This is a genomic window from Frateuria sp. Soil773, from assembly GCF_001428405.1.
GTDB lineage: Bacteria > Pseudomonadota > Gammaproteobacteria > Xanthomonadales > Rhodanobacteraceae > LMSL01.
The window spans coordinates 66,481-88,438 of sequence record NZ_LMSL01000041.1; the positions used below are offsets into that span (position 1 = coordinate 66,481).

Genomic DNA, 21,958 nt, shown 5'->3' on the forward strand with positions numbered 1-21,958 from the left:
CCAAGGCGCTGGACCCCGGCCTTCGCTGGGTGACGGCATGGTCGGCTGGAGGTTACGGTCTGGAATCCCGCGCGGACAGCGCGGGCAACTCGCATCGCCCCTCCGCCACCCGTCATTCCTGCGAAAGCAGGAATCCAGTNNTGCCGCGAAGGCATCGGCCCCGAAGGCGCTGGACCCCAGCTTCCGCCGGGGTGACGGCATGGTTGGCCCTGGTTCGCGGCGACGGTGATCCGGAAGGCGATCCTGAATATCACGCCAGGCCCAGCGCCCGCGCGTGATGGCGCAGGTGGTCGTCGATGAAGCTGGCGATGAAGTAGTAGCTGTGGTCGTAGCCGGCATGGCGGCGCAGCAGCAGCGGCTGCCCGGCCTCCGCGCAGGCCTGGTCGAACAGTTCCGGCTTGAGCTGGGCGTCGAGGAAGCGGTCGGCTTCGCCCTGGTCGACCAGGATGGTGCCGGGGAACGTGCCCTGCCGCACCAGCTCGCAGGCGTCGTGGCGGGCCCATGCGGCCTCGTCGTCGCCAAGGTAGCGCGGCAGCGCCTTGCGTCCCCACGGCACCTGGCTCGGCGCCACGATCGGCGCGAACGCCGACACCGAGCGGTAGCGCCGCGGATGCTTCAGGGCCAGCGTGAGGGCGCCGTGGCCACCCATCGAATGCCCGCAAATGCCGCTGCGCGACACGTCCACCGGGAAATGCGCGGCCAGCAGCGCGGGCAGTTCGTCCGCCACGTAGCTTTCCATGCGGAAGCGCGCCGACCACGGCGCCTGCGTGGCGTCGAGGTAGAAACCCGCGCCCTCGCCGAATTCCCAGTCGCCGGTGGCGCCGTCGATGCCGGTGTCGCGCGGGCTGGTGTCGGGCATCGCCAGCGCCAGGCCCAGCTCCGCGGCGAGGCGCTGCGCGCCGGCCTTGATGGTGGCGGTTTCCTCGGTGCAGGTGAGCCCGGCGAGGAAATACAGCAGCGGGCACGGGCCCGCCGCGGCCTGCGGCGGCAGGTACAGCGCGAAGCGCATCGGACCGCCGCAGGCGCCGGACTCGTGCCGGTAGAAACCCTGCACGCCGCCGAAGCAGCGTTGTTCGGAAACCGTCTCGATCGCGCCCATGGTCGCTCCCATTGCCTGCGGGGGCGCCAATGATAGCCCGCTCAACGTTCCTGGTCGGTCGGACGCATCAGCACTTCGTTCACGTTGACGTGCGGCGGCCGGCTTACGCAGAAGGCGATCGCCTCGGCCACGTCCTGGCTCTGCAACTGGCGCATGCCGCCGGCCCAGGCATTCAGCGCATCCTTCGTCGCGGCATGGCCGATGTGGTCGCGCAGCTCGGTCTCGACCACGCCCGGCTCGATCACGCTGACCCGGATGTTGTCCTTGTAGACCTCGCGGCGCAACGCCTCGGAGAACGCCACCACGCCGAACTTGGTAGCCGAATAGGCAGCCGCGTTCGGGTTGGCCACGCGCCCGGCGGTGGAGGCGATGTTGACGATGTGGCCGTCGCGCCGCGCGCGCATGCCGGCCAGCGCGGCCTGGGTGGAGGCGATCAGGCCGAGCACGTTCAGCTCCAGCATGTGCCGCCAGCGGCCGAGGTCGGCCTCGGCGACCGGCTCCAGGTACATCACGCCGGCATTGTTCACCAGGATGTCCAGACGTCCGAAGTGCGCCTCGGCCTCCTTCACGACGCGCTGCGCGGCGGCCTCGTCGGCGAGGTCGGCGGCCAGCACCAGCGGCTCGGCGCCGAGTCCGGCCAGCCGCTCCGCAAGCGCCTGCAGCCGCTCATGGCGGNGCGCGGCAACCGCCACCTTCGCGCCCTGCCGCGCCAGTTCCAGCGCGGTGGCCTCGCCGATGCCCGAGGAGGCGCCGGTCACCAGCGCGATGCGGCCGTTCAGTCGGTTCGACATGGTTGCTCCTTCGTGAAAGGGTATGGAACCCAGGGAGGGTGGGGGCGCCGCAAGCTGATACAATGGCCGCCACGATCCCGCACGCCGCTGCGCGTGCCACCCGAGGTTCTCCCCCATGTCCGCCCCCTCTCCCGACCACGTCCCGGCTGCCGCCGGCTTCGCCGCGCTTGCCCTTTCGCCGGAGGTATCGCGCGCGCTGGCCGACGTCGGCTACGAGTCGCCCTCGCCGATCCAGGCCGCTACCATCCCGCCGCTGCTGGAGGGACGCGACGTGCTGGGCCAGGCGCAGACCGGCACCGGCAAGACCGCCGCGTTCGCGCTGCCGATCCTGTCGCGCATCGACCTCAAGCCCGGCAAGCCGCAGGCGCTGGTGCTGGCACCGACGCGCGAGCTGGCGATCCAGGTGGCCGAGGCGTTCCAGCGCTACGCCGCGCACCTGCCCGGACTGCAGGTGCTGCCGATCTACGGCGGGCAGAGCTACGGCCCGCAGTTGCACGCGCTGCGCCGCGGCGTGCACGTCGTGGTCGGCACGCCGGGCCGGGTGATCGATCACCTGGACAAGGGCACGCTCGACCTGTCGGAGCTGAAGTACCTGGTGCTCGACGAGGCCGACGAGATGCTGCGGATGGGCTTCATCGACGACGTCGAGAAGGTGCTGGAAGCCACCCCGCCGACCCGCCAGGTGGCGCTGTTCTCCGCCACCATGCCGGCGCCGATCCGCAAGATCGCGCAGAAGCATCTCAAGGAGCCGGTGGAGGTCACCATCAAGGCGGCCACCACCACGGCGGCGAACATCCGCCAGCGCTACTGGTTCGTCAGCGGCCTGCACAAGCTCGACGCGATGACGCGCATCCTGGAAGCCGAACCGTTCGACGCGATGATCATCTTCGCGCGCACCAAGCAGGCCACCGAGGAGCTGGCCGAGAAGCTGCAGGCGCGCGGCCTGGCCGCCGCGGCGATCAACGGCGACATCGCCCAGCCGCAGCGCGAGCGGGTGATCCAGCAGCTCAAGGACGGCAAGCTCGACATCCTGGTCGCCACCGACGTCGCCGCGCGCGGCCTCGACGTGGAGCGGATCAGCCACGTGATGAACTACGACATCCCGTACGACACCGAAAGCTACGTGCACCGCATCGGCCGCACCGGCCGCGCCGGCCGCAGCGGCGAGGCGATCCTGTTCGTCACGCCGCGCGAGAAGGGCATGCTTCGCGCGATCGAGCGCGCCACCCGCCAGCCGATCGAGGAGATGAAGCTGCCGACCGTGGAAGCGGTCAACGACGTGCGCATCAACAAGTTCAAGCAGCGCATCAGCGACACCCTGGCGGTGGGCGAGCTTGGCCTGTTCCAGCAGTTGATCGAGCAGTACGAGCAGGAGCACAACATCCCCGCCATCGAGATCGCCGCCGCGCTGGCGCGCATCGCGCAGGGCGACCAGCCGCTGCTGCTGACGCCGCCGCCGAAGCGCGAGTTCGCGCCGCGCGAACCGGCCGCGCGCGAGCGCCATGCCTCGCCCGGCCGCGACGAGCGCCGTGCGCCGCGCGAGCACGCCCCGCGCGACGTCCCGCCGCCGCGCCCGGTGCGCGCGCACGCCACCGAGGAAGGCAAGCGCACCTACCGCATCGAGGTCGGCCATGACCATGGCGTGAAGCCGGGCAACATCATCGGCGCCATTGCCAACGAAGCCGGCCTGGAGAGCGGCTTCATCGGCCGGCTCAGCATCCGTGGCGAGTACAGCCTGATCGATCTGCCAGACGGCATGCCGAAGGAAGTGTTCGACCACCTGAAGAAGGTGTGGGTGAGCCAGCAGCAATTGCGCATCAGCGAATGGGACGGCAATGACAGCGGCGCGGGCAGCGCGCCGCCGCCGCGCAAGCCGGGCCACCGCCCCGGCGGCTTCAAGCCGCGCCCCGGTGGCGGCAAGCCGCCGCGCCGCAAGTAGGCCACGGCCTCTTCCAGGGCGACCGGCGCCGCCCGCGCGTCGGGGCGGGGCTGCCGTCCCGCGCCGTTATACTCGCGCCCACCATTACGCGCTGGATCACCGCCATGAGGGAAGAACACGTCAGCGAACTGGTCGAGCTGCTGCAGCTCGAACGGCTGGAGGACAACCTGTTCCGCGGCCAGAGCCGCGACATCGGCACGCGCTTCGTGTTCGGCGGCCAGGTGCTCGGGCAGGCGCTGGCGGCGGCCCAGCAGACGGTCGATCCCTCGCGCGAGGCGCATTCGCTGCACGCGTACTTCCTGCGCGCCGGCGACATCGAGGCGCCGATCGTGTACAGCGTGGAGCGCGCGCGCGACGGCGGCACGTTCTCCTCGCGCCGGGTACTGGCGATCCAGCACGGCCAGCCGATCCTCAACGGCTCGATCTCGTTCCAGGAACCGGAAAAGGGCTTCGAGCACCAGACCGCGATGCCCGAGGTGCCGGCGCCGGAAGACGTGGAGCCGATGCGCCACCTGCCGCCCGACGAACTGGCCCGGCTGCCGGTGAAGCTGCAACGCTGGCTGGGCATCGACGGCCCGTTCGAGTTCCGCCAGGTGTGGCCGCGCGACGAACTGCACCCGGTGAAGCGCCCGCCGATCCAGCACATCTGGTTCCGCCTGACCGCGCCGATCGGCGACTCGGCGATCCTGCACCGCGCCCTGCTCGCCTACGCCTCGGACTTCCACCTGATCGGCACCGCCACCCTGCCGCACGGCATCTCGTACATGACCCACAACGTGCAGATGGCCAGCCTCGACCATGCGCTTTGGTTCCACCGGCCGTTCCGCGTCGACGAATGGCTGCTGTACTCGTTCGACAGCCCGACCGCGCAGGGCGGCCGCGGCCTGGCGCGCGGGCAGATCTTCAGTCGCGACGGCCGCCTGGTCGCTTCCACCGCGCAGGAAGGCCTGATCCGCCTGCGCGAAGGCTGAGCGGCGCAAGGGCCGAACGGTTAGACTCGTCGCATGCGCCAGCTCTACACCTCGCCCCGCCAGGACAACATCGACCGCGTCGCCGCGCTGCTGGCCGAACACGGCATCGCGACCACGATCACCAACCGCTCCAACTGGAACCGGCCCAGCTACCAGCGCTTCAGCTACTCGCAGCGCCGGGAGAACCGCGAGGGCTGGCCGCAGGTGTGGGTCAACAGCGCCGACGACTACAGCCGCGCACGCGCCCTGCTGCGCGAGATCGGCATCGAGCCTGTGGTGCGCCACGGCGAGGAGCTGGCGCTGGCGCGCAATCCGTCGCCGGAGCTGCGCCGGCAGAGCGTGGCGGTGCGGGTGCGCCGCATCGTGCTGCTGGCGGTGGCCGGCGCCTTCGTGCTCCTGATGCTGCGCTACATGGGCGTGATCTGACGGCCTGGCCGCCCGGCCGACTTGCCATCGCGGCCGGCGCCGGTCATAGAATCGGTCCATGCGCTCCGACCGCGTCCGCCTGTTCCAGACCTTGCCGCACGCCTGCGGCTACTACGCCGAACGCACGGCGCAGAACCTGGTGATCGACCCGGCCGCGCCGCAGCTCGACCAGCTCTACGGCCCGGCGCTCGAACGCGGCTTCCGCCGCGCCGGCGGCCATCTGTACTTTCCGCACTGCCCGCAATGCCGCGCCTGCACGCCCTGCCGCATCGACGTGGCCAACTTCCGGCCGGACCGCTCGCAGCGGCGCTGCCTGAAGCGCAACGCCGACCTCGCCGTGAGCGAGTCGATGGCCGGCTACAACACCGAGCGCCACGCCCTGTACGAGCGCTACCTGCGCACCCGCCACGCCGGCGGCGGCATGGACGAGGCCGACGCCAGCGACTTCCGGCGCTTCCTCACCGCGCCGTGGAGCCCCACCCTGTTCCTGGAATTCCGGCTGGGCGCGCGCCTGCTCGGCGTCGCGGTGACCGACGTGTGCCTGCACGGCCTTTCGGCCGTCTATACCTTCTTCGACCCGGACGAGGCCGCCCGCGGCCTGGGCACCTTCGCCATCCTGCAGCAGGTGGAACTGGCGCGCCGCCGCGGCCTGCCCTGGCTCTACCTCGGATTCTGGATCGAGGGCCATCCCAAGATGGACTACAAGCGCCGCTTCCGGCCGCTCCAGGTGCGCACGACCGAGGGCTGGCAGGCCCTGGCCTGACCCGCCGCTCAGGCCGTGGCCGGCCGCTCCGGCACCGTTCCGGGCTGCGGGTACGGGAACAGCTTCACCAGCGGCACCGAGATGCCGTCGTCGCCCACCACGCGGCAATGCGTGCGGTCGAGCTGACGCGGGTCGTCCACGCCGCAACTGTGCGCGATGATGCCCACCTCGTGCATCACGTTGACGGCGTAGTGGTACACCTTCTCGCTCTTGTCGGTGACCACGAGGCCGCGCTGCAGCTTCGGGTTCTGCGTGGTGATGCCGGTGGGGCAGGTATTGCGGTTGCACTGCAGCGACTGGATGCAGCCCAGCGCCAGCATGAAGCCGCGCGCGGAATTGACGAAGTCCGCGCCCATCGACAGCGCCCAGGCCACGTCGTAGGCGGTGATCCGCTTGCCCGAGCAGACCACCTTGATGCGCTCGCGCAGGCCGCGCGCGATCAGCGTGTTGACCAGCGCCGGCAGGGCTTCGTGGAGCGGCAGGCCGACGCCTTCCATCAGGGTCTGCGGCGCCGCGCCGGTGCCGCCTTCCGAGCCGTCGACGATGATGAAGTCCGGCGCGCTCTCGATGCCGCGGCGGGCGACTTCGCTGCACAGGTCCTCGATCCACTCCATGTCGCCGAACACCGCCTTGAAGCCGGTCGGCTTGCCGGTGAGGTCGCGGATGTGGTTCACGCTGTCCAGCAGCTGCGACACGTTGGCGATGTCCAGGTGGCGGTTCGGGCTCTGCGAATCCTGCCCCACCGGGATGCCGCGGATCGCCGCGATCTCCGGCGTCACCTTGGCCGCCGGCAGCAGGCCGCCCATGCCCGGCTTGGCGCCCTGGCCGAGCTTGATGCTGACCATCTTCACCTGCTTGTGCGCGCAGATCGCCAGCAGCTTCTGGTCGTCGAGCCGGCCGTCCGGCGTGCGCACGCCGTACTTGGCGGTGCCGATCTCGAAGACGATGTCGCAGCCGCCTTCCAGGTGGTACGGCGCCAGCCCGCCCTCGCCGGTGTCCATCCAGATGCCGGCCTTGGCCGCGCCGATCGACAGCGCGCGCACCGCCGGCGCCGACAGCGCGCCGAAGCTCATCGCGGAGATGTTGAAGAACGCGGCATGATCGTACGGCTCGCGCGCGTACGGCCCGATACGCACCGGGCTCGGATCGACATGGTGCTCACCCAGCGAGGGGAACGCGGCGTTGACGAAGAACGGCACGCCCTCGGCGCGCAGGTCGCGGGTGGAGCCGAAGGCGTTGGTGTTCTCCGCGTTCTTGGCGGCGCGGTACACCCAGACGCGCTGGGCGCGGTTGAACGGCATCTCTTCGCGGTCGCTGGCGAACAGGTACTGCCGGAAGAACTCGCCCAGGCGCAGGAAGCCGTAGCGGAAATGGCCGATCACCGGGAAGTTGCGCAGCACCGAGTTGGACGTCTGGCTGCGGTCCACCAGCCACACCACCAGCACCATCGCCACCGCGATCGCCAGCAGCAACAGGAACAACCCGGCGAAAACCTCCACCAGCACGACCAGCCAATGCGAGAAACCCGACGCTTCCATAGTTCCCTCCGTCCGAAAGCCGGCGGGCGCCGCGCCGCGCCCGCCTCCGACCCCAAGCCTAGCCGATCGCCGCCGTCACAGCTCCACGCGCAGCTTCTGCGCCGCGCGCACCGCCCTGGCCCGCGCGGCGTCGAGGTCTTCGCCGCGCGCCAGCGTCACCGCCATGCGCCGGCGCCCCTTCACCTCCGGCTTGCCGAACAGGCGCAGTTGGGTATCCGGCTCGGCCAGCGCCTCGGCCACGCCGTGGTAGCGCGGCGCGCGGCCGTCGCCATCCACCAGCACGGCGCAGGAGGCGGCGGGACCGTACTGGCGGATCACCGGGATCGGCAGGCCGAGGATCGCCCGCGCATGCAGCGCGAACTCGGACAGCTCCTGCGAGATCAGGGTGACCAGCCCGGTGTCGTGCGGGCGGGGGCTGACCTCGGAAAAGATCACCGCGTCGCCCTTCACGAAGAACTCCATGCCGAACACGCCCCACCCACCCAGTGCGGCGGACACCGCGGCAGCCTGGCGCTGCGCCTCGGCCAGCGCCGCCGCGCTCATCGGCTGCGGCTGCCAGGATTCGCGGTAATCGCCATCCTCCTGCCGGTGCCCGATTGGCGCGCAGAAGCTGGTGCCGCCCTGATGGCGCACGGTGAGCAGGGTGATCTCGTAGTCGAAATCGACGAAGCCCTCGACGATCACCCGGCCCTGCCCGGCGCGGCCGCCGGACTGCGCGTAGTCCCACGCATGCTGCAGCCCGGAAGCATCGCGCACCGTGCTCTGGCCCTTGCCCGACGAGCTCATCACCGGCTTGATCACGAACGGCAGGCCGATCGCCGCGACCGCCTCGCGGTATTCGGCTTCGGTATCGCAGAAACGGTACGGCGAGGTCGGCAGGCCCAGTTCCTCGGCGGCCAGCCGGCGGATGCCTTCGCGGTCCATCGTCAGCCAGGCGGCGCGGGCGGTCGGGATCACCCGCAGCCCTTCCTTTTCCAGTTCCACCAGGGTCGGCGTGTGGATCGCCTCGATCTCGGGCACCACCAGGTCGGGCCGTTCCCGCTCGATCACGGCGCGCAGCGCGGCGCCGTCGAGCATGTCGATCACGTGGCTGCGGTGGGCCACCTGCATGGCCGGCGCATCGGCGTAGCGGTCCACCGCGATCACCTCGACCGCATAGCGCTGCAGCTCGATCGCCACCTCCTTGCCCAGCTCGCCGGAACCCAGCAGCAGCACCCGCAGGGCATGGTCGGAATAAGGCGTGCCGAACGGTTTCATCGGGTTCTCCGCGGGAGGCAAGCCGGCATTGTAAGTCACGCTGCAGTGCGGATTGACGCTAGGCCCGGGTTGGGATTCCACTGTGCGCGTCATCCCTTCCCCAGGATCGACCCATGCGCCGCCTGACCGCCCTGCTCGTGCTGGTGCCGACGCTTTGCCTTGCCTGGCCCGCAGGCCACGCCGGCGAAACGGCGGCGGACACTATCTGGATGAGCGTACTGCTCGGCGGCCGCAAGATCGGCTACCTCCAGGTGGAGCGCCGCTACGACGCCGACCGCATCACCACCGTCCAGACGCTGGCGCTGGAACTCAACCGCACCGGCAGGCCGCTGAAGCTGGGCAGCACGAGCCGCAGCGTGGAAAGCCTCGACGCCGAGCCGCTAGGCTTCGGCGCCAGCACCCGCCTGTCCGCGATCGACAGCACGGTCGACGGCCGGCGCCTGGAGGACGGCCGCTTCCAGGTGGACAGTTCGGTCGGCGGCCAGGACCGGCAGGAAATGCTCGAATGGCCGCGGGGCGCGCTGCTTGCCGAAGGGCAGCGCCGCGCCATGGCGGCGGCCAGCCGCAAGGCCGGCAGCAGCTACACGATGCGCGAATTCGATCCCGCCAGCCGCCACGTGATGGAGGTGCGGATGGACGTGCTCGGCGACGAGAAGGTCGTCCTGCCCGACGGCGTGCGCACCCTCAGCCACCAGCGTCAGGTGCTCGGCCTGGCCCACGGCGACCAGGTCATCGACCTGTGGCTGGACGAGCGCGGCATCCCGCGCAAGGGCCTGCTGAGCCTGGTCGGCCGGCCGCTGGAGATGCTCGCCTGCAGCCGCGAATGCGCACTGGCGCCGAACCAGGACGTGGACATGTTCCGCGCCGCCATGGTCGACTCGCCGCGCCGGCTGCCGGCCAACTGGCGGGCCACGCCGCTGCGCTACCGGGTACGCATCCTCGGCCCGGGCGACGACCGCCTGTTCATCGACACCGGCGAGCAGCGGGTGACCGCCCTGGGCAAGGGGCAGTGGCTGGTCGACGTCGGCGGCGCCCGCCCAGGCGGTCAGGCACCGCCCCAGCCGGAGGACAGCAAGGCCAATGCCTGGCTGCAGTCGGACGCGCCGGCGATCCGCCAGCTCGCCGCCCGCGTGGTCGGCAATGCGGGCAGCGACCGCGCCAAGATGCGCCGCCTGCGCAGCTTCGTCAGCGACTACATCACCGATCATGGGCTGGACGTCGGCTATGCCTCCGCGCTGGAGGTGCTGCACAGCCGCCAGGGCGATTGCACCGAGTACGCCGTGCTGCTGGCCGCGCTCGCCCGCGCCGAGGGCATCCCGGCGCGCATCGTCAGCGGCATGGTCTACGCCGACCGCTACGCCGGCATCTCGCGGGTGTTCGTGCCGCACGAATGGGTGCAGGCATGGGTGGGAGATCACTGGGAAAGCTACGACGCCGCCCTGCGCCGCTTCGACGCGACGCACCTGGCGCTGTCCAGCAGCGACGGCGACCCGTGGCACTTCTTCGCCGCCAGCCGACTGTTCGGCCGGATCCGCATCGATACCGCCATGTCGGGCTCCGACCTGATCGACACCCCCGCTCCCCTGGGGCCCATCGCACCGGCGACCGCGGGCGGGGAGCGCTGATCCAGGGCTGCCACCGGGGGTATTTACATTGATATCTTTTTGATATCTAATTCTCCCACCTCTGGGAGACAACGCCATGAACGAACGCAAGGGCTTTTCGGTCGCCGGCATTCCATTTGTCGGCGTGTGCCTGGTACTGGCGGCCATCGGTGTCGGCCTGCTGGTCACCGCCGATCCGTCGCGGTCAGGCAGCCAGTTCTTCGCCGGCATCGTAGTGATCGTCGTCACCGCCTTCCTGCTCAAGGGCTTCTTCCAGGTCGCCCCGAACGAAGGCCAGGTGATGCAGCTCTTCGGCAAGTACGCCGGCACCGTGCGCGCCGAGGGCCTGCGCTGGACCAACCCCTTCTATACCAAGCAGCGCCTGTCGCTGCGCGTGCGCAACTTCGAGAGCGGCAAGCTCAAGGTCAACGACAACGACGGCAACCCGATCGAGATCGGCGCCGTGGTGGTGTGGCAGGTGCTGGACACGGCCGAGGCGGTGTTCTGCGTGGACGACTACGAGAACTTCGTGCACATCCAGAGCGAGTCCGCCCTGCGGCAGATGGCGCAGAGCTACCCGTACGACGCGCACGACGACGGCAAGCCCTCGCTGCGCAGCCACGGCGAGGTGATCAACAACCACCTGCGCGACGAGATCCAGGCGCGGCTGGAAAAGGCCGGCGTGCAGGTGATCGAGGCGCGCATCAGCCACCTCGCCTACGCCCAGGAGATCGCCCAGGCGATGCTGCAGCGCCAGCAGGCAGGCGCCATCATCGCCGCCCGCACCAGGATCGTGGAAGGCGCGGTGAGCATGGTCGAGATGGCGCTGGCCCAGCTCAGCCAGCGCGGCGTGGTGGAGCTGGACGAGGAACGCAAGGCGGCCATGGTCAGCAACCTGCTGGTGGTGCTGTGCGGCGAGCGCGGCACCCAGCCGGTGGTCAATACCGGCACGCTGTACTGACGCGTCGCGATGGCCGGCGAGAAAAAAGCCTACCCCCTGCGCATCAGCGCCACCGTACTCGATGCGATGCAGCGCTGGTCGGACGACGACCTGCGCAGCCTCAACGCACAGATCGAGTACGTGCTGCGCGAGGCGCTGCGCAAGGCCGGCCGCCTGAAGGCCGGCCCGATCCAGCCGGCGGCCGACGACGAAACGAGCTGAACCATCCGCCATGGGACACACACGCATGTCCGCCTATCCGTCACAGCCTTATTTCCTCCTGCCATCCAGCGGCCCGCACCTGAAGCTCGCCGCCTGGCTCGGCGTGGCCGGCGCCCTGGCCATGCTGGCGCTGGTGCCGTACCTGATGCAGTTGATGCCGCAGAAATTCGCCGCGCATTCGTTGCCTTTGCCCATCGGCATACTGGCAACGGTGGCGCAGACCGGCGTGCTGTGCTGGCTGCTGGGCTGGATCGGCCTGTCCCTGGGCGCGCCCTACGGCCTCGATGCTCCCTGGCTGCGCGCCTGGGCCTATCGGCGCCCGCGCGACCCCGCGCGACCGTCGCGCTGGTGGCTCGCCGCCGTGCTTGGCGTGCTGGTGGGGCTGCTGGTGGTGGGCCTGTCGCTGCTCGGTCCGAACCCGGACGCCGGCAATGCCCCCATCGCGGCGTGGCGCGGCGCGCTGGCCTCGCCCTACGGCGGCATCGTGGAGGAAATCATGTGCCGGCTGCTGCCGATCAGCGCGCTGGTATGGCTGCTGGCACGCTGCAACCGGCGCGTGGCGCGACCGTGGATGTTCGTGCTGGCGATCGTGCTGGCCGCGCTGCTGTTCGGCGCCAGCCACCTGCCCGCCGCGCAGGCCGCCGGCCTGCTCGGCTCGCCGCTGCTGGTCGCGCGCATCGTGCTGCTCAACGCCGCGGTCGGCGTCGTCTCCGGCGGCCTGTTCTGGAAGTACGGGCTGGAGCACGCGATGCTGGCGCACTTCTGCGCCGACCTGATGCTGCACGTGGCGGCGCCGCTGGTCGGTTCTTAGAGTCTGTCCTAAGTCTCTCTGTCGGGCTGGAATCCCCTCACGCTCCCCGCTCGTTATTCCTGCGGCCGTTGAGAGCTGCTGGGATGACGCTTCGTAGGGATACCTGGGAGACTTTGAACAGGTCCTCAGCGGTCCGCCACGGCCACGGCGCGCAATTCCGGCAGCTTCAGCCAAAGCATCTGCGGCTGCCGCCCGCCCCGCACGAACAGCCACGATCCCTGCCGCGCGATCGACTGCACGTCCGGCAGGCCGTCGTCCGCCCCGAGCCGCTCCAGCGGGCGGCCGTCGGTGGCGTCGTAGACCACCAGCTCGCGGGTCGCGGGATCGACCACCATCAGCCAGTCGTGCTTCGCGTCCTGCCAGTGCACGAGCTGCTGGGCCAACGGCGGCTCGGTCGCGCGCTCCGCATTTCGTCCGCTGTCCCGCAGCAGGCCCGCCGACAGCACCGCCAGCAGCACGGCAAGGGACACGCCGCGGAAAAAGCGGCCCGGCGGCCACGCCGCGGCAGGCCGATGGCGAAGGGCGATCTGCGCGTTCATGCCGGCACCATCGCAACCGGCCATGACCGCGCGATGACGCGCGCAAGAACTATCCGTTACGCGCGCGCAGCGCCCAGCCGAGCGCGAGCCAGCCGGCCATGAAGGCCAGCCCGCCGAACGGCGTGACGATCCCGACCCAGCGCGGCGCGCCCAGCGCCAACGCATACAGGCTGCCGCTGAACAGCACGATGCCCAGCGCGAACGCGATCATCGCGCGCCGCTGCCAGCGCCCCGCCCCGGCGAACGCCGCCAGGGCCAGCGCCAGGGCATGCCAGAAGTGGTATTGCACGGCGGTATGCCACAGCTCGCTGGCCTGCGTATCGAGCACGCCGCGCAGGGCGTGCGCGCCGAAGGCGCCCAGCAGCACGGCGCTGGCGCCGGCCAGGCCGACCGGCAGCGCCGCGGGGGTATGGACAGGTTGTCGCATCGGAACGGTTTCCTCGCCGCGGCGGGCCGCGCCACACCGGCGGTGTCGTATGCTGGACGGCATGAGCCTTGGGAATTCTTGCACGAAGCCGGCCCGCCTCGCCCGCCTCTGCCTATGGCCGCTGCTGCTGGCGGGCATCCTGCTGCTGGCCGCCTGCCAGCGCGACGCCGCCATGCCCTGGCGGCTGACCGATATCGGCGGGCACATGCCCGACCTCGATTTTTCGCTGACCGACGACCACGGCAAGCCGGTGACCGGCGCCGACTACCGCGGCAAGGTGGTGCTGCTGTACTTCGGCTACACCCATTGCCCGGACGTCTGCCCGCTCACCCTGGCGCAGTTGCACGTGGTGATGCAACGGCTGGGGCCGCTCGCCGACGGCGCGCGCATCCTGTTCGTCAGCGTCGACCCGGCCCGCGACACGCCGCAGGTGATGCATGCCTACGTCAACGCCTTCGATCCGCGCGCGGTCGGCCTGAGCGGCACGCCGCGCGCCGTCGAGGCACTGAGCAAGCGCTACCGCTCGGCCTTCACCCGCGAGCCGGACAAGGGCGACGGCCAGTACGAAGTCAGCCACAGCTCGGCGATCTACCTGTTCGACCGCACCGGCAAGGCGCGCCTGCTGGCCACCCCGGCCACCTCGCAGGACGACCTCGTCCACGACCTGCACCTGCTGCTCGATCCCGGAATCCAGCCATGAAGCCACGCCTGCCGACCCTTTCCGCCCTGCTCGCCGGCCTGCTGCTCGCCGGCGGCCTGCACGCCACCGAAGCGGCCCGGGTGCACGCCAGCCAGGCGTGGATCCGCGTGCTGCCGGGCGACCTGCCCGCCGGCGGCTACGTCACGCTGGCCAACGGCGGCGACGAGCCGGCGACGTTGAACGGCGCCGCCAGCACGACCTACGCCGAGGTGATGCTGCATCGGAGTTCGCGCGAAACCGGCATGAGCCGGATGACCATGGTCGACACGCTGGCGATTCCCGCGCACGGCTCGGTGACGCTGGCTCCTGGCGGCTACCACCTCATGCTGATGCACGCGACGCATCCGGTGAAGGCCGGCGACACGGTGAAGATCGAGCTGCGCTTCGCCGACGGCAGCGCGCTCCCGGTCGACTTCCTCGCCCGCCCCGCCAACACGCTCGCCCCCGGAGACGCCGGCGGCATGCACCACGGCCACTGAGCCGCCGACGGCGGCGCCGCCACCGCCGTTCTTCAGTCCTGCATCAACGGCCGCACCGCCGCCTGCGCGGTGCGCGCACGGCGCCGGATCCGTCCGCTGCGCGACAGCCGCAGCCACTGGCGCAGCGCCAGCAACGCGCCGATCGATTCGATCAGCGCCGCCGGCACCCACATGATCACGCCGCCGACCAACTGGCCGGTCAGCACGTTGAAGGTGAAGGCGCGGCCGCACAGTTCGAAGATCGGATACAAGTCGGTCTTGGAGAACGTGACGATGGCGCCGGCGAGGATCTGCGGCGTCATCGTCACCGCCGGCGACAGCACGCGGGCGCCCGGCGTCATCCGCCCCGGCGGGCGCGGGCGATGGTCGAGCACCAGCCACCAGTAGACGAAGCCGCTGGCCAGCATCGACCAGTTCATGAAGCGGTAGATGCGCCAGTCCAGCATCGCCAGCGTCTGCATGTGCGGCACCAGCCAGATCAGGATGAAGCCGACGAAGACGATGGTCGCCACCGCCGGGTTCAGCAGCACGCCCGCGCACAGCCGCCAGGGCCACGAGCGCAGCGCGGGACGCAGCGCCCGCGCGCGCCACGACAGCGGCAGGCCGGCGCGCAGCACGCTGCCCGGATACGAGGCGACGATCAGCAGCGGCGCCAGGTGATGCAGCAGCACCTGCTGGATGCGGTGCATGAAGAACTCGTGCTCCGCGTAGTAATCGAGGTAGGTGTGCAGGGTGAGGTAGATCATCACCATGCCGATCCAGAACGTCAGCCGCCGGCCGAAGCTGACCCTAAGCTTGCGGCAGCCGCGCCAGTACAGGACGCAGGCCAGCAGGAAGGTCGCGAGGAATACCCACGAGAACTCCCACGGCACCACCCATTTCAGCAACAACGCCATCATCGATCCGTTCCGCGCCAGGCCGCCCGGGGCCACTCCTGCATCGGCAAGCCCAAGCCACGATACGCCAGCATAGCGGGCGGGCGGAGCCCGGCGGGCCGATGCGGCAGATTGCCGCCCCGGCCGCGCCCTACGTCGGGCGCATGCGGCTGCGCCGGGTACGCCGCCAGCCGTAGAGCAGGCCGGCCAGGGTCACCAGCGCCGGCACCAGCACGATGTTGATGAACTTCAGGCGCAGCCCGAGCGCGTCGATCTCGGCATTGAGCTGGTGCTGCACGTCGCGCAACTCCTTGTTGATCGCCAGCCGGCGCTGCTGGAACTGCTCCACCTCGCTCTTCTGCTCGGCGCTGGCGGCGGAGGAGCGGCCGCCCTTGGCCGGCTGCAGCTCGTCCAGGCGCCGGCGCGTCTCGGCCAGCTCGCGCTCCAGCTCCTGCTTCTTCAGCAGGAACTTTTGGTCGGCGGCGTTCTGCAGCGCGCGCACGCGGGTGAACGGACGCTGCGAGGTGGAGCGGCCGCGGATCGACAGCAGCGCCGAGGAGCCGCTGAGGTTGTCGGCGAGGTTGGTGATGAAGTCGCCGTTGTTGGCGAACGCGCTCAAGGCGGTCTGGCCGAGGAAATTCTGCGATTCCACCCACAGCCGGTCGCTGAGCAGGTCGGTATCGGCGATCAGGATCACCTCCGCGTTCGGCGCCGAATGCGCGAGGTGGCCGGGCTGGCCGGCACGCTGCGGGAAGGCGCTGGCGAACTCGCCGTGCAGCCGCGCGGCCAGCACGTAGTGGGTGCCGTCGGGCTTGTAGTTCTGCAGCAGCAGGCTCGGATCGCTGGCCGCTTCCAGCACGCGCTGGGCGGGCACGCGCTGGGCCTCGGCGGTGCTCTGCAGCAGCGGCTCCAGCCGGGTGCGGGCATCCGGCTTGAGGTCGAAGCTGCCGGCGGTGGATACGTTGATGCGCTGCAGGCTGGCGGTCACCACGTCGCTGTGGTTCAGCTCCTGCGTGCCCAGCCCGAGCATCGCCGGATGGTTGAGGGAACTGCCGCCCAGCTCGATCTGCAGCGCGCGCGAGCGGTCGAGCACGATCTGCCGCGGGTCGTAGTCCACGCCCCAGGCAGCGAACAGCGCCGGCAGGTTGGAGTCGTGGTCGTCGGTGACGCCGTTGCTGTCGACGTACGGCGTGGTGTCCAGCTCCGCGTCCGGATCGACGAAGACCACCAGGTGCCCGCCGCGCAGCACGTACTGGTCGATCGCGTACTGCGCGTCCGGCGGCAGCCGCTTCGGATGGATCAGCAGCAGCACCTGGATGTCGCCGTCGATGCGCACCAGCCCGGCCGGGTCGATCGTCTTCAGCTCGAACAACTGCTCCAACTGGCGGATCGCCGCCCAGGCCGGCTCGCCGATCACCGGGTTGCCGCTCACCGGCAGCGAGCTGATCACCCCGATGTGCGGCTTGTTCGGCTCATTCAGTTCGTACAGCAGCTTGGCGATGTCGTATTCGAGGAAGGTCTCCCGGCTCGGGTCGAAGAAGGGGATCGACAGCACGCGCTCCGTCCCCCGCTCGTCCGCCTCCGGTTCCGGCTCGCCCTCGCCCGCCGCCGGCACGACGTTGCCGACCAGGCCGAAGAACACCCGCTCGCCGTTGCTGCCGCCGTTGGCCGCGGTCAACCCGGCGCCCTCGGCGCTGGCCTCGTCGTCGGAATACGGCACCGGATCGATCATCTGCAGGCGGATGTGCCCGCGCGATCGGGCCACCATCTCCTGCAGCATTTCGCGCACGCGCTGCTGGTAGCTGCGCAGCTGCGGCAGGTCGCGCGTGGCGTGCTCGGAGAAATACAGCGTGAGCTTGATCGGGCGCCGCAGCCCATCGACGATGTGCACGGTGCCCGGCGCCAGGGTATAGAGCTTGTCCGCGGTGAGGTCCACCCGCGCCACCTGCAGCCAGCGGCTGCTGGCCAGGGCCAGCGCGGTGAACAGCAGGACCAGCAGGGCCAGCGCCGCGAACAGGCCCCGTCGCCGGGTCAGGTGGAATCGCCGGCGCATCATCGGGTCCGCTTCAGGTCGAGCACCAGCACGCCGGCGGCGAGCCAGGCGAGGATGGTGAGCAGGAAATACAGCAGGTCGCGCGCGTCCAGCACGCCGCGCGCGATCGCCTCGAAATGCCGCAGCATGCTCAGGTGCGCGACGCCGTTGATCAGCTTGCGCGGCAGCGCGCCCTGGAAGAAGTCCAGCACCTGCGGCTGGCCGGCCAGGATCAGCAGCACGCAGATCAGCGCGGTGAGGATGAACGCGACCACCTGGCTGCGCGTGAGGGTGGACAGGCAGGCGCCGATCGCCAGGAAGGCGCCCGCCATCAGCCAGCTGCCCAGGTAGCCGGCGAGGATCACGCCGTTGTCCGGCGAGCCGAGATAGTTCACGGTGATCCACAGCGGCGCCGTCAGCGCCAGCGCCAGGCCGAGGAACAGCCAGGCCGCGAAGAACTTGCCCAGCATCGCCTGGCGCAGGGTCAGCGGCAGGGTCAGCAGCAGCTCCAGCGTGCCGCCCTTCTCCTCCTCCGCCCACAGGCGCATCGACACCGCCGGCACCAGGATCAGGTACAGCCACGGGTGCATGGTGAAGAACGGTTGCAGGTCGGCCTGGCCGCGCTCGTAGAAGTCGCCGGTGTAGAACGTGAGGATGCCGGCCAACACCAGGAAGATCACCAGGAACACGTAGGCCACCGGCGTCACGAAGTAACTGCGCAGCTCGCGCCGCATCACCGCCATCGTCGGACTCATGCGGTGCGCTCCGCCGCCCCGGCGCCGGTGGTGATGTGCCGGAACACCTCGTCCAGCCGGCCGCGTTCGAGCTGGATCTCGGACACCTCCAGCCCCTGCTGGCGCAGCAGTTCCTCGACCGGCTCGAGGATGCGGACGCCGGGCTTCGGGAACACCGTGATGCGGCCGTCCAGCGGGTCCACCTCGATCGAGGCGACCTGCGGCAGCCGGCCCAGCATCTCCTGCGAGACGCCGCTGCCCGGCGCGCTGAACGACACCGCGCCGTGGTAGCGCGAACGCTGCTCGAGCTCCGCCGGCGTCGCGTCCGCCAGCAGCCGGCCGCGGGCGATGATCACCACGCGGTTGCACAGCGCATGCACTTCTTCGAGCAGGTGGGTGGAAATCAGGATGGTGCGCTCGCGTGCCATCGCATCGATCAACTGGCGCACGGCGTGCTTCTGGTTGGGGTCGAGGCCGTCGGTCGGCTCGTCCAGCATCAGCACCGGCGGATCGTGCAGGATCGCCTGGGCCAGCCCGACGCGCCGGCGCAGGCCCTTGGACAGGGTGTCGATGCATTGTTCGAGCACGTCTTCCAGTTGCAGCCGGCCCACCACCTCCTCGAAACGGCGGTAGCCCACCTCGGCGCGCAGGCCGCGCACGCGGGCGATGAAGACCAGGAACTCGCGTACGGTCATCTCGCCGTAGCTGGGCGCACCCTCCGGCAGGTAGCCCAGCGCGCGCTTCGCCCGCAGCGGCTCGCGCCGCACGTCGTGGCCGCAGACCCGCGCGGTGCCCGAGGTGGGCGCGAGGAAGCCGGCGATCATCCGCATCGCGGTGGACTTGCCGGCCCCGTTGGGCCCGAGCAGCCCGAGTACCTGGCCCGGCTCGGCGCGGATGCTCAGGGCATCCACCGCGGTCAGGTGGCCGTAGCGGCGGGTGAGCTGGTCGGTTTCGATCATGGTCGGTGAAACGGCATCGGCGGCGTCACGCCAGGCGACCGGCGCGGATGACAAACGCCTGCAATGTACCGCACGGCGCCGGGAAAAGTTCCTCAGCCGTGGCGATGGCACGGGGAAAAGCAGCGAAGAAGCGGCCGCGAAAGCGGCCATGCTCCCATGCCACTTGCGCCATTCCTGCGCCGCCCCCGTCATCCCTGCGGCTTTCAACGACCGCAGGGCCGGTCGGGCAGGAGGCGCTTTTCAACAGCCGAAGGCTGGTCATCCGGCGACTCCGAGCCGGCGAAGCCAAAGGCACCGCCCCCCGGCCCCCGGCCCCCGGCTCCCGCTCCCGTCCGGCGTCCGCCGGGATGACGGCAGAAGCTGAGCGATGCGGTACGCGCGGACCGGCCACGCCCAACCGCCAGGCACCGGCCGCCCCGGCGCTCCCGATACAGCACGCAAAAAACCCCGCCCGCTTGCGCGGACGGGGTTCGATGGAGCTGGCCGGACGTCGGCTTACTGGGCCGCGCTTTCGGCGCTGGCCGGGGCCGCCGCCGTGCCGGCCGCGGCCGGCGCGGAGGCCGACGAGGCCGGCGCCGCCTCGAGCGACGGCGGCTGGATGCCGGCCGCCTGTTCCGGCGTCTGCTCCGGTGCGTCGGTGACCGGCAGGTAGACGTCGAACTTGGCGTAGGTGGTGACGTTGCCGCCGGCGTCCTTCACTTCCGGCTGCACCTGGATGTCGTACAGGCGGTTGACCACCTCGTCGAACTTGTAGCCGTGGGTCTGCGCATAGGCCTTGAGCATGTCGCGGGTCTGCGGCACGCCGGCGGCGGTGCCGGACCAGGAGGCCTTCAGTGCCGGGCCGCCGAAGACCAGCGCGCCGCGCACGCTGCCGTCGACGACCAGGCGGCCGAAGCGGTCGCGGCTGCCCGGCGCGGTGGCGTCGGCAGGCGCCGCGCTGCTGCCGGCGCTGGCAGGAGCGGCGGTGCTGGCCGCGTCGGCCGGCTGGCCGGCGGCATCGAGCTTCGGCGGCTGCGGCGCGGTCAGTTCCTGGCTCTGGCCGGCCACGGTCAGGCTGGTGGCATCGATCGGCATGGCCACGTCGAAGGTGTAGTTCTGGTCGCCGTAGTTGGTGGTGAAGATGATGCGCGGGCCGACCACGTTCACGCCCAGCTTCTTGGCGGCGGCCTGGATTTCCTTCTCGGCGTTGGCCGTGGCCTCGTCGAGGCCGGCCAGACCCTCGCTGCGGGCGATCGAGCTGGACACCAGCAGCACCGGGGTGGGCTTGGTCTGCTCGATGTACGGGATCAGCTTGCCGTAGTCGATGTTCGGCACGGTGGCCAGCACGTTCTGCAGGCTGTTCAGGCTGAACTGGATGAACGCGTCCGGGTCGCCGTGGATGTAGAGGTTGGAATAGCGGTCGATCAGGTTGAAGCCGTAGGCGACGTCGTACGCCCAGGTCACCTTGGTCAACTGGCCGCGGCTGCCCTGGCGCTCGAGGTCGAGGGTGAAGTGCTTGTCCTGGCCGCGCCAGTTGTTGTCGAGGTTCCAGACGATCTTGGCGCTCTTGGCGGTGCTGTCGACCTTGTCGAACTCCGGCTCGGTGCTGGCGATGGTCAGCTTGCCGTCGCCGACCTTGTCGGCATTGCCGGTCCAGCTCAGCTCGGCGCCCGCGCCGTAGGCCTTGCCCGAGAAGCTGTACTTCACCTGCGGGTCGTACGAGCCCAGCACGGAGTACTCGGGGAAGCGGCGGAAGTTGGCCAGCACGTCGTAGACCTGGCGCATGTCCTTGCCGATGACGAGGGACCGTTCCACGTGGCCGCTGCCAGGCATGATCACGCCCACCACCACGCCGACGACGGCGACGATGACCAGGGCCACAATGAATTCAAGAACACGCATCATTACCAGGGTTCTCCGAGCGTTTTTAACGCAGCGCCAAGGGTTTCAGCCGTCGCTCCCGGTGCCGCGGGCAAGGCCCGAGGGATCGCACTTGGGAAGGGGCGGCACACCGAAGCTTCGGATGGTACTTGCTCGGGCGGTGGAACGCCATCGGCTGCGCAACATGCCCTGCGCACCGCCGCAAAGGGCGCCGTGGCGCCCTTTGCGGCCCGTCCGGCGCTGGCCGTAGGGACGGCCATACGCGCCGCGGGCGCCCGCCCGGACGGCCGCCGCCGGGTCCTGGCGGCCCGGCGGGAGATCAGACGATGCCCAGCTCCAGCGCCTTGAGCACGGCCCGGGTGCGGTCGCGCACGCCGAGCTTGGAGAGGATGTTGGACACATGGTTCTTCACCGTGCCCTCCGCCACCTTCAGCGAGTTGGCGATCTCCTTGTTGCTGTAGCCGCCGGACAGCAGGCGCAGGATCTCGGTCTCGCGCTCGGTCAGCGGGTCGGGCTGCTCCAGGCTGGTGAACTGGTTCTGCATGCGGCCGACGCCGGCGAGCAGGCGCTGGGTCACCATCGGCGCCACCAGCGAGCCGCCCGCGGCCACCGTGCGCACCGCCTCCACCAGTTGCTCCAGCGAGACGTCCTTCAGCAGGTAGCCGCGCGCGCCGGCCTTCAGGCCCTGCAGCACCAGCTGGTCGTCGTCGAAGGTGGTCAGGATGATCGTCGGCGGCAGCTCGTTGCGCGCGGACAGCGCCTGCAGCACCTCCAGCCCGCTCATGTTGGGCATGCGCAGGTCGAGCAGCACCACGTCGGGGCGGATCCGCGGGATGTCCTGCACCGCCTGCGCGCCGTCGGCGCATTCGGCCACCACGCGGATGTCCTCGGCCAGATCGAGCAGCGAGCGGACACCCTGGCGCACCAGGTTCTGGTCGTCGACGAGACAGACGGAAATCATCGCGGATCCTCGAAACGGTAAATGATCTTGC

23 protein-coding genes and 1 pseudogene are annotated in these 21,958 nt (G+C 70.3%); 10 read left to right on the forward strand and 14 right to left on the reverse strand.

Going from position 1 to position 21,958, the window contains the following annotated elements:
• Positions 1-250: 250 nt before the first annotated feature.
• The 3 genes and pseudogenes from fghA to ASG87_RS21260 all read right to left on the reverse strand — a co-directional run.
• A complete protein-coding gene (gene fghA / locus ASG87_RS16115) occupies positions 251-1,099 on the reverse strand; it encodes an S-formylglutathione hydrolase (RefSeq protein WP_056007560.1) in 849 nt (282 codons plus the stop codon).
• 41 nt (positions 1,100-1,140) lie between these two features.
• Positions 1,141-1,774 (reverse strand): SDR family NAD(P)-dependent oxidoreductase (locus ASG87_RS16120; protein ID WP_235499673.1); only part of this gene is annotated, 634 nt, incomplete at its 5' end.
• A 1-nt stretch (position 1,775) separates the two neighbouring features.
• A pseudogene (locus tag ASG87_RS21260) lies at positions 1,776-2,007 on the reverse strand (SDR family NAD(P)-dependent oxidoreductase); the annotation flags it as partial.
• On the opposite strand from ASG87_RS21260, the gene ASG87_RS16125 reads away from it, so the two are divergent.
• The 4 genes from ASG87_RS16125 (at position 2,006) to ASG87_RS16140 (ending at position 5,989) form a co-directional block, all read left to right on the forward strand.
• Positions 2,006-3,829, forward strand: coding sequence for a DEAD/DEAH box helicase (locus ASG87_RS16125; RefSeq protein WP_056007565.1), 1,824 nt, complete (start codon positions 2,006-2,008; stop codon positions 3,827-3,829). The pseudogene ASG87_RS21260 and the gene ASG87_RS16125 sit on opposite strands and share 2 nt — an antisense overlap.
• 104 nt (positions 3,830-3,933) lie before the next feature.
• On the forward strand, positions 3,934-4,800 hold the full coding sequence (tesB, locus tag ASG87_RS16130; RefSeq protein ID WP_056007568.1) for an acyl-CoA thioesterase II: 867 nt from the start codon (positions 3,934-3,936) through the stop codon (positions 4,798-4,800).
• A 33-nt stretch (positions 4,801-4,833) separates the two neighbouring features.
• Positions 4,834-5,226, forward strand: a complete 393-nt coding sequence (locus tag ASG87_RS16135) for a DUF2007 domain-containing protein (RefSeq protein ID WP_056007571.1) — start codon at positions 4,834-4,836, stop codon at positions 5,224-5,226.
• A gap of 58 nt (positions 5,227-5,284) precedes the next feature.
• The gene (locus ASG87_RS16140; RefSeq protein WP_056007573.1) at positions 5,285-5,989 is read left to right on the forward strand and encodes an arginyltransferase; all 705 of its coding nucleotides are present in this window, start codon (positions 5,285-5,287) and stop codon (positions 5,987-5,989) included.
• Between the two features lie 8 nt (positions 5,990-5,997).
• Here ASG87_RS16140 and ASG87_RS16145 read toward each other — a convergent pair whose 3' ends face one another.
• Both ASG87_RS16145 and purT read right to left on the reverse strand, forming a co-directional pair.
• A complete protein-coding gene (locus ASG87_RS16145) occupies positions 5,998-7,527 on the reverse strand; it encodes an FMN-binding glutamate synthase family protein (protein ID WP_056007576.1) in 1,530 nt (509 codons plus the stop codon).
• A gap of 75 nt (positions 7,528-7,602) precedes the next feature.
• Entirely contained in the window at positions 7,603-8,784 is a 1,182-nt protein-coding gene (purT, locus tag ASG87_RS16150) for a formate-dependent phosphoribosylglycinamide formyltransferase (RefSeq protein WP_056007579.1), read from the reverse strand.
• 113 nt (positions 8,785-8,897) lie between these two features.
• Between purT and ASG87_RS16155 the strand changes: the two genes are divergently transcribed.
• The 4 genes from ASG87_RS16155 (at position 8,898) to ASG87_RS16170 (ending at position 12,361) form a co-directional block, all read left to right on the forward strand.
• Positions 8,898-10,409 carry a transglutaminase-like domain-containing protein gene (locus tag ASG87_RS16155; RefSeq protein WP_056007582.1) on the forward strand — a complete coding sequence of 504 codons (1,512 nt, stop codon included), beginning with the start codon at positions 8,898-8,900 and terminating at the stop codon, positions 10,407-10,409.
• A 76-nt stretch (positions 10,410-10,485) separates the two neighbouring features.
• The gene (locus ASG87_RS16160) at positions 10,486-11,349 is read left to right on the forward strand and encodes an SPFH domain-containing protein (protein WP_056007585.1); all 864 of its coding nucleotides are present in this window, start codon (positions 10,486-10,488) and stop codon (positions 11,347-11,349) included.
• 9 nt (positions 11,350-11,358) lie between these two features.
• The gene (locus tag ASG87_RS16165) at positions 11,359-11,550 is read left to right on the forward strand and encodes a hypothetical protein (protein ID WP_056007588.1); all 192 of its coding nucleotides are present in this window, start codon (positions 11,359-11,361) and stop codon (positions 11,548-11,550) included.
• Positions 11,551-11,575: 25 nt separating this feature from the next.
• Positions 11,576-12,361: a CPBP family glutamic-type intramembrane protease gene (locus ASG87_RS16170; RefSeq protein ID WP_056007591.1), complete on the forward strand. Its 786-nt coding sequence runs from the start codon at positions 11,576-11,578 to the stop codon at positions 12,359-12,361.
• A gap of 125 nt (positions 12,362-12,486) precedes the next feature.
• On the opposite strand, the gene ASG87_RS16175 is transcribed toward ASG87_RS16170, so the two are convergent.
• Together ASG87_RS16175 and ASG87_RS16180 are read right to left on the reverse strand one after the other, a co-directional pair.
• A complete protein-coding gene (locus ASG87_RS16175) occupies positions 12,487-12,900 on the reverse strand; it encodes a hypothetical protein (RefSeq protein ID WP_200949134.1) in 414 nt (137 codons plus the stop codon).
• A gap of 49 nt (positions 12,901-12,949) precedes the next feature.
• Positions 12,950-13,327, reverse strand: coding sequence for a DUF423 domain-containing protein (locus tag ASG87_RS16180; RefSeq protein WP_056007594.1), 378 nt, complete (start codon positions 13,325-13,327; stop codon positions 12,950-12,952).
• A gap of 61 nt (positions 13,328-13,388) precedes the next feature.
• On the opposite strand from ASG87_RS16180, the gene ASG87_RS16185 reads away from it, so the two are divergent.
• Positions 13,389-14,027 (forward strand): SCO family protein, encoded by a 639-nt coding sequence (locus tag ASG87_RS16185; protein WP_056008995.1) that lies wholly within the window; start codon positions 13,389-13,391, stop codon positions 14,025-14,027.
• Positions 14,024-14,506: a copper chaperone PCu(A)C gene (locus ASG87_RS16190; protein WP_056007596.1), complete on the forward strand. Its 483-nt coding sequence runs from the start codon at positions 14,024-14,026 to the stop codon at positions 14,504-14,506. The genes ASG87_RS16185 and ASG87_RS16190 overlap by 4 nt, the downstream gene beginning before the upstream one ends.
• 32 nt (positions 14,507-14,538) lie before the next feature.
• On the opposite strand, the gene ASG87_RS16195 is transcribed toward ASG87_RS16190, so the two are convergent.
• The 7 genes from ASG87_RS16195 to ASG87_RS16220 form a co-directional block, all read right to left on the reverse strand.
• Positions 14,539-15,405, reverse strand: a complete 867-nt coding sequence (locus ASG87_RS16195; RefSeq protein ID WP_056008998.1) for a cytochrome c oxidase assembly protein — start codon at positions 15,403-15,405, stop codon at positions 14,539-14,541.
• A gap of 127 nt (positions 15,406-15,532) precedes the next feature.
• Positions 15,533-17,437 (reverse strand): Gldg family protein, encoded by a 1,905-nt coding sequence (locus ASG87_RS16200; RefSeq protein ID WP_056007598.1) that lies wholly within the window; start codon positions 17,435-17,437, stop codon positions 15,533-15,535.
• Positions 17,434-18,168 (reverse strand): ABC transporter permease subunit, encoded by a 735-nt coding sequence (locus ASG87_RS16205; RefSeq protein WP_056007602.1) that lies wholly within the window; start codon positions 18,166-18,168, stop codon positions 17,434-17,436. Before ASG87_RS16205 ends, ASG87_RS16200 begins: the two co-directional genes overlap by 4 nt.
• Positions 18,165-19,106: an ABC transporter ATP-binding protein gene (locus ASG87_RS16210; RefSeq protein WP_056007605.1), complete on the reverse strand. Its 942-nt coding sequence runs from the start codon at positions 19,104-19,106 to the stop codon at positions 18,165-18,167. Before ASG87_RS16210 ends, ASG87_RS16205 begins: the two co-directional genes overlap by 4 nt.
• Positions 19,107-19,131: 25 nt before the next feature.
• Positions 19,132-19,368, reverse strand: a complete 237-nt coding sequence (locus tag ASG87_RS20290) for a hypothetical protein (RefSeq protein ID WP_157511133.1) — start codon at positions 19,366-19,368, stop codon at positions 19,132-19,134.
• Between the two features lie 233 nt (positions 19,369-19,601).
• Complete coding sequence (locus tag ASG87_RS16215; RefSeq protein WP_056007608.1) at positions 19,602-20,990, reverse strand: hypothetical protein; 1,389 nt, start codon at positions 20,988-20,990, stop codon at positions 19,602-19,604.
• Between the two features lie 295 nt (positions 20,991-21,285).
• Positions 21,286-21,927: a response regulator transcription factor gene (locus ASG87_RS16220; RefSeq protein ID WP_046970578.1), complete on the reverse strand. Its 642-nt coding sequence runs from the start codon at positions 21,925-21,927 to the stop codon at positions 21,286-21,288.
• Positions 21,928-21,958 lie beyond the last annotated feature (31 nt).

Coding starts and splice junctions, on each gene's coding strand:
- fghA (WP_056007560.1), bottom strand. CDS start 1,099: ATGGGCGCGATCGAGACGGTTTCCGAACAACGCTGCTTCGGCGGCGTG.
- ASG87_RS16125 (WP_056007565.1), top strand. CDS start 2,006: ATGTCCGCCCCCTCTCCCGACCACGTCCCGGCTGCCGCCGGCTTCGCC.
- tesB (WP_056007568.1), top strand. CDS start 3,934: ATGAGGGAAGAACACGTCAGCGAACTGGTCGAGCTGCTGCAGCTCGAA.
- ASG87_RS16135 (WP_056007571.1), top strand. CDS start 4,834: ATGCGCCAGCTCTACACCTCGCCCCGCCAGGACAACATCGACCGCGTC.
- ASG87_RS16140 (WP_056007573.1), top strand. CDS start 5,285: ATGCGCTCCGACCGCGTCCGCCTGTTCCAGACCTTGCCGCACGCCTGC.
- ASG87_RS16145 (WP_056007576.1), bottom strand. CDS start 7,527: ATGGAAGCGTCGGGTTTCTCGCATTGGCTGGTCGTGCTGGTGGAGGTT.
- purT (WP_056007579.1), bottom strand. CDS start 8,784: ATGAAACCGTTCGGCACGCCTTATTCCGACCATGCCCTGCGGGTGCTG.
- ASG87_RS16155 (WP_056007582.1), top strand. CDS start 8,898: ATGCGCCGCCTGACCGCCCTGCTCGTGCTGGTGCCGACGCTTTGCCTT.
- ASG87_RS16160 (WP_056007585.1), top strand. CDS start 10,486: ATGAACGAACGCAAGGGCTTTTCGGTCGCCGGCATTCCATTTGTCGGC.
- ASG87_RS16165 (WP_056007588.1), top strand. CDS start 11,359: ATGGCCGGCGAGAAAAAAGCCTACCCCCTGCGCATCAGCGCCACCGTA.
- ASG87_RS16170 (WP_056007591.1), top strand. CDS start 11,576: ATGTCCGCCTATCCGTCACAGCCTTATTTCCTCCTGCCATCCAGCGGC.
- ASG87_RS16175 (WP_200949134.1), bottom strand. CDS start 12,900: ATGAACGCGCAGATCGCCCTTCGCCATCGGCCTGCCGCGGCGTGGCCG.
- ASG87_RS16180 (WP_056007594.1), bottom strand. CDS start 13,327: ATGCGACAACCTGTCCATACCCCCGCGGCGCTGCCGGTCGGCCTGGCC.
- ASG87_RS16185 (WP_056008995.1), top strand. CDS start 13,389: ATGAGCCTTGGGAATTCTTGCACGAAGCCGGCCCGCCTCGCCCGCCTC.
- ASG87_RS16190 (WP_056007596.1), top strand. CDS start 14,024: ATGAAGCCACGCCTGCCGACCCTTTCCGCCCTGCTCGCCGGCCTGCTG.
- ASG87_RS16195 (WP_056008998.1), bottom strand. CDS start 15,405: ATGATGGCGTTGTTGCTGAAATGGGTGGTGCCGTGGGAGTTCTCGTGG.
- ASG87_RS16200 (WP_056007598.1), bottom strand. CDS start 17,437: ATGATGCGCCGGCGATTCCACCTGACCCGGCGACGGGGCCTGTTCGCG.
- ASG87_RS16205 (WP_056007602.1), bottom strand. CDS start 18,168: ATGAGTCCGACGATGGCGGTGATGCGGCGCGAGCTGCGCAGTTACTTC.
- ASG87_RS16210 (WP_056007605.1), bottom strand. CDS start 19,106: ATGATCGAAACCGACCAGCTCACCCGCCGCTACGGCCACCTGACCGCG.
- ASG87_RS20290 (WP_157511133.1), bottom strand. CDS start 19,368: ATGACCAGCCTTCGGCTGTTGAAAAGCGCCTCCTGCCCGACCGGCCCT.
- ASG87_RS16215 (WP_056007608.1), bottom strand. CDS start 20,990: ATGATGCGTGTTCTTGAATTCATTGTGGCCCTGGTCATCGTCGCCGTC.
- ASG87_RS16220 (WP_046970578.1), bottom strand. CDS start 21,927: ATGATTTCCGTCTGTCTCGTCGACGACCAGAACCTGGTGCGCCAGGGT.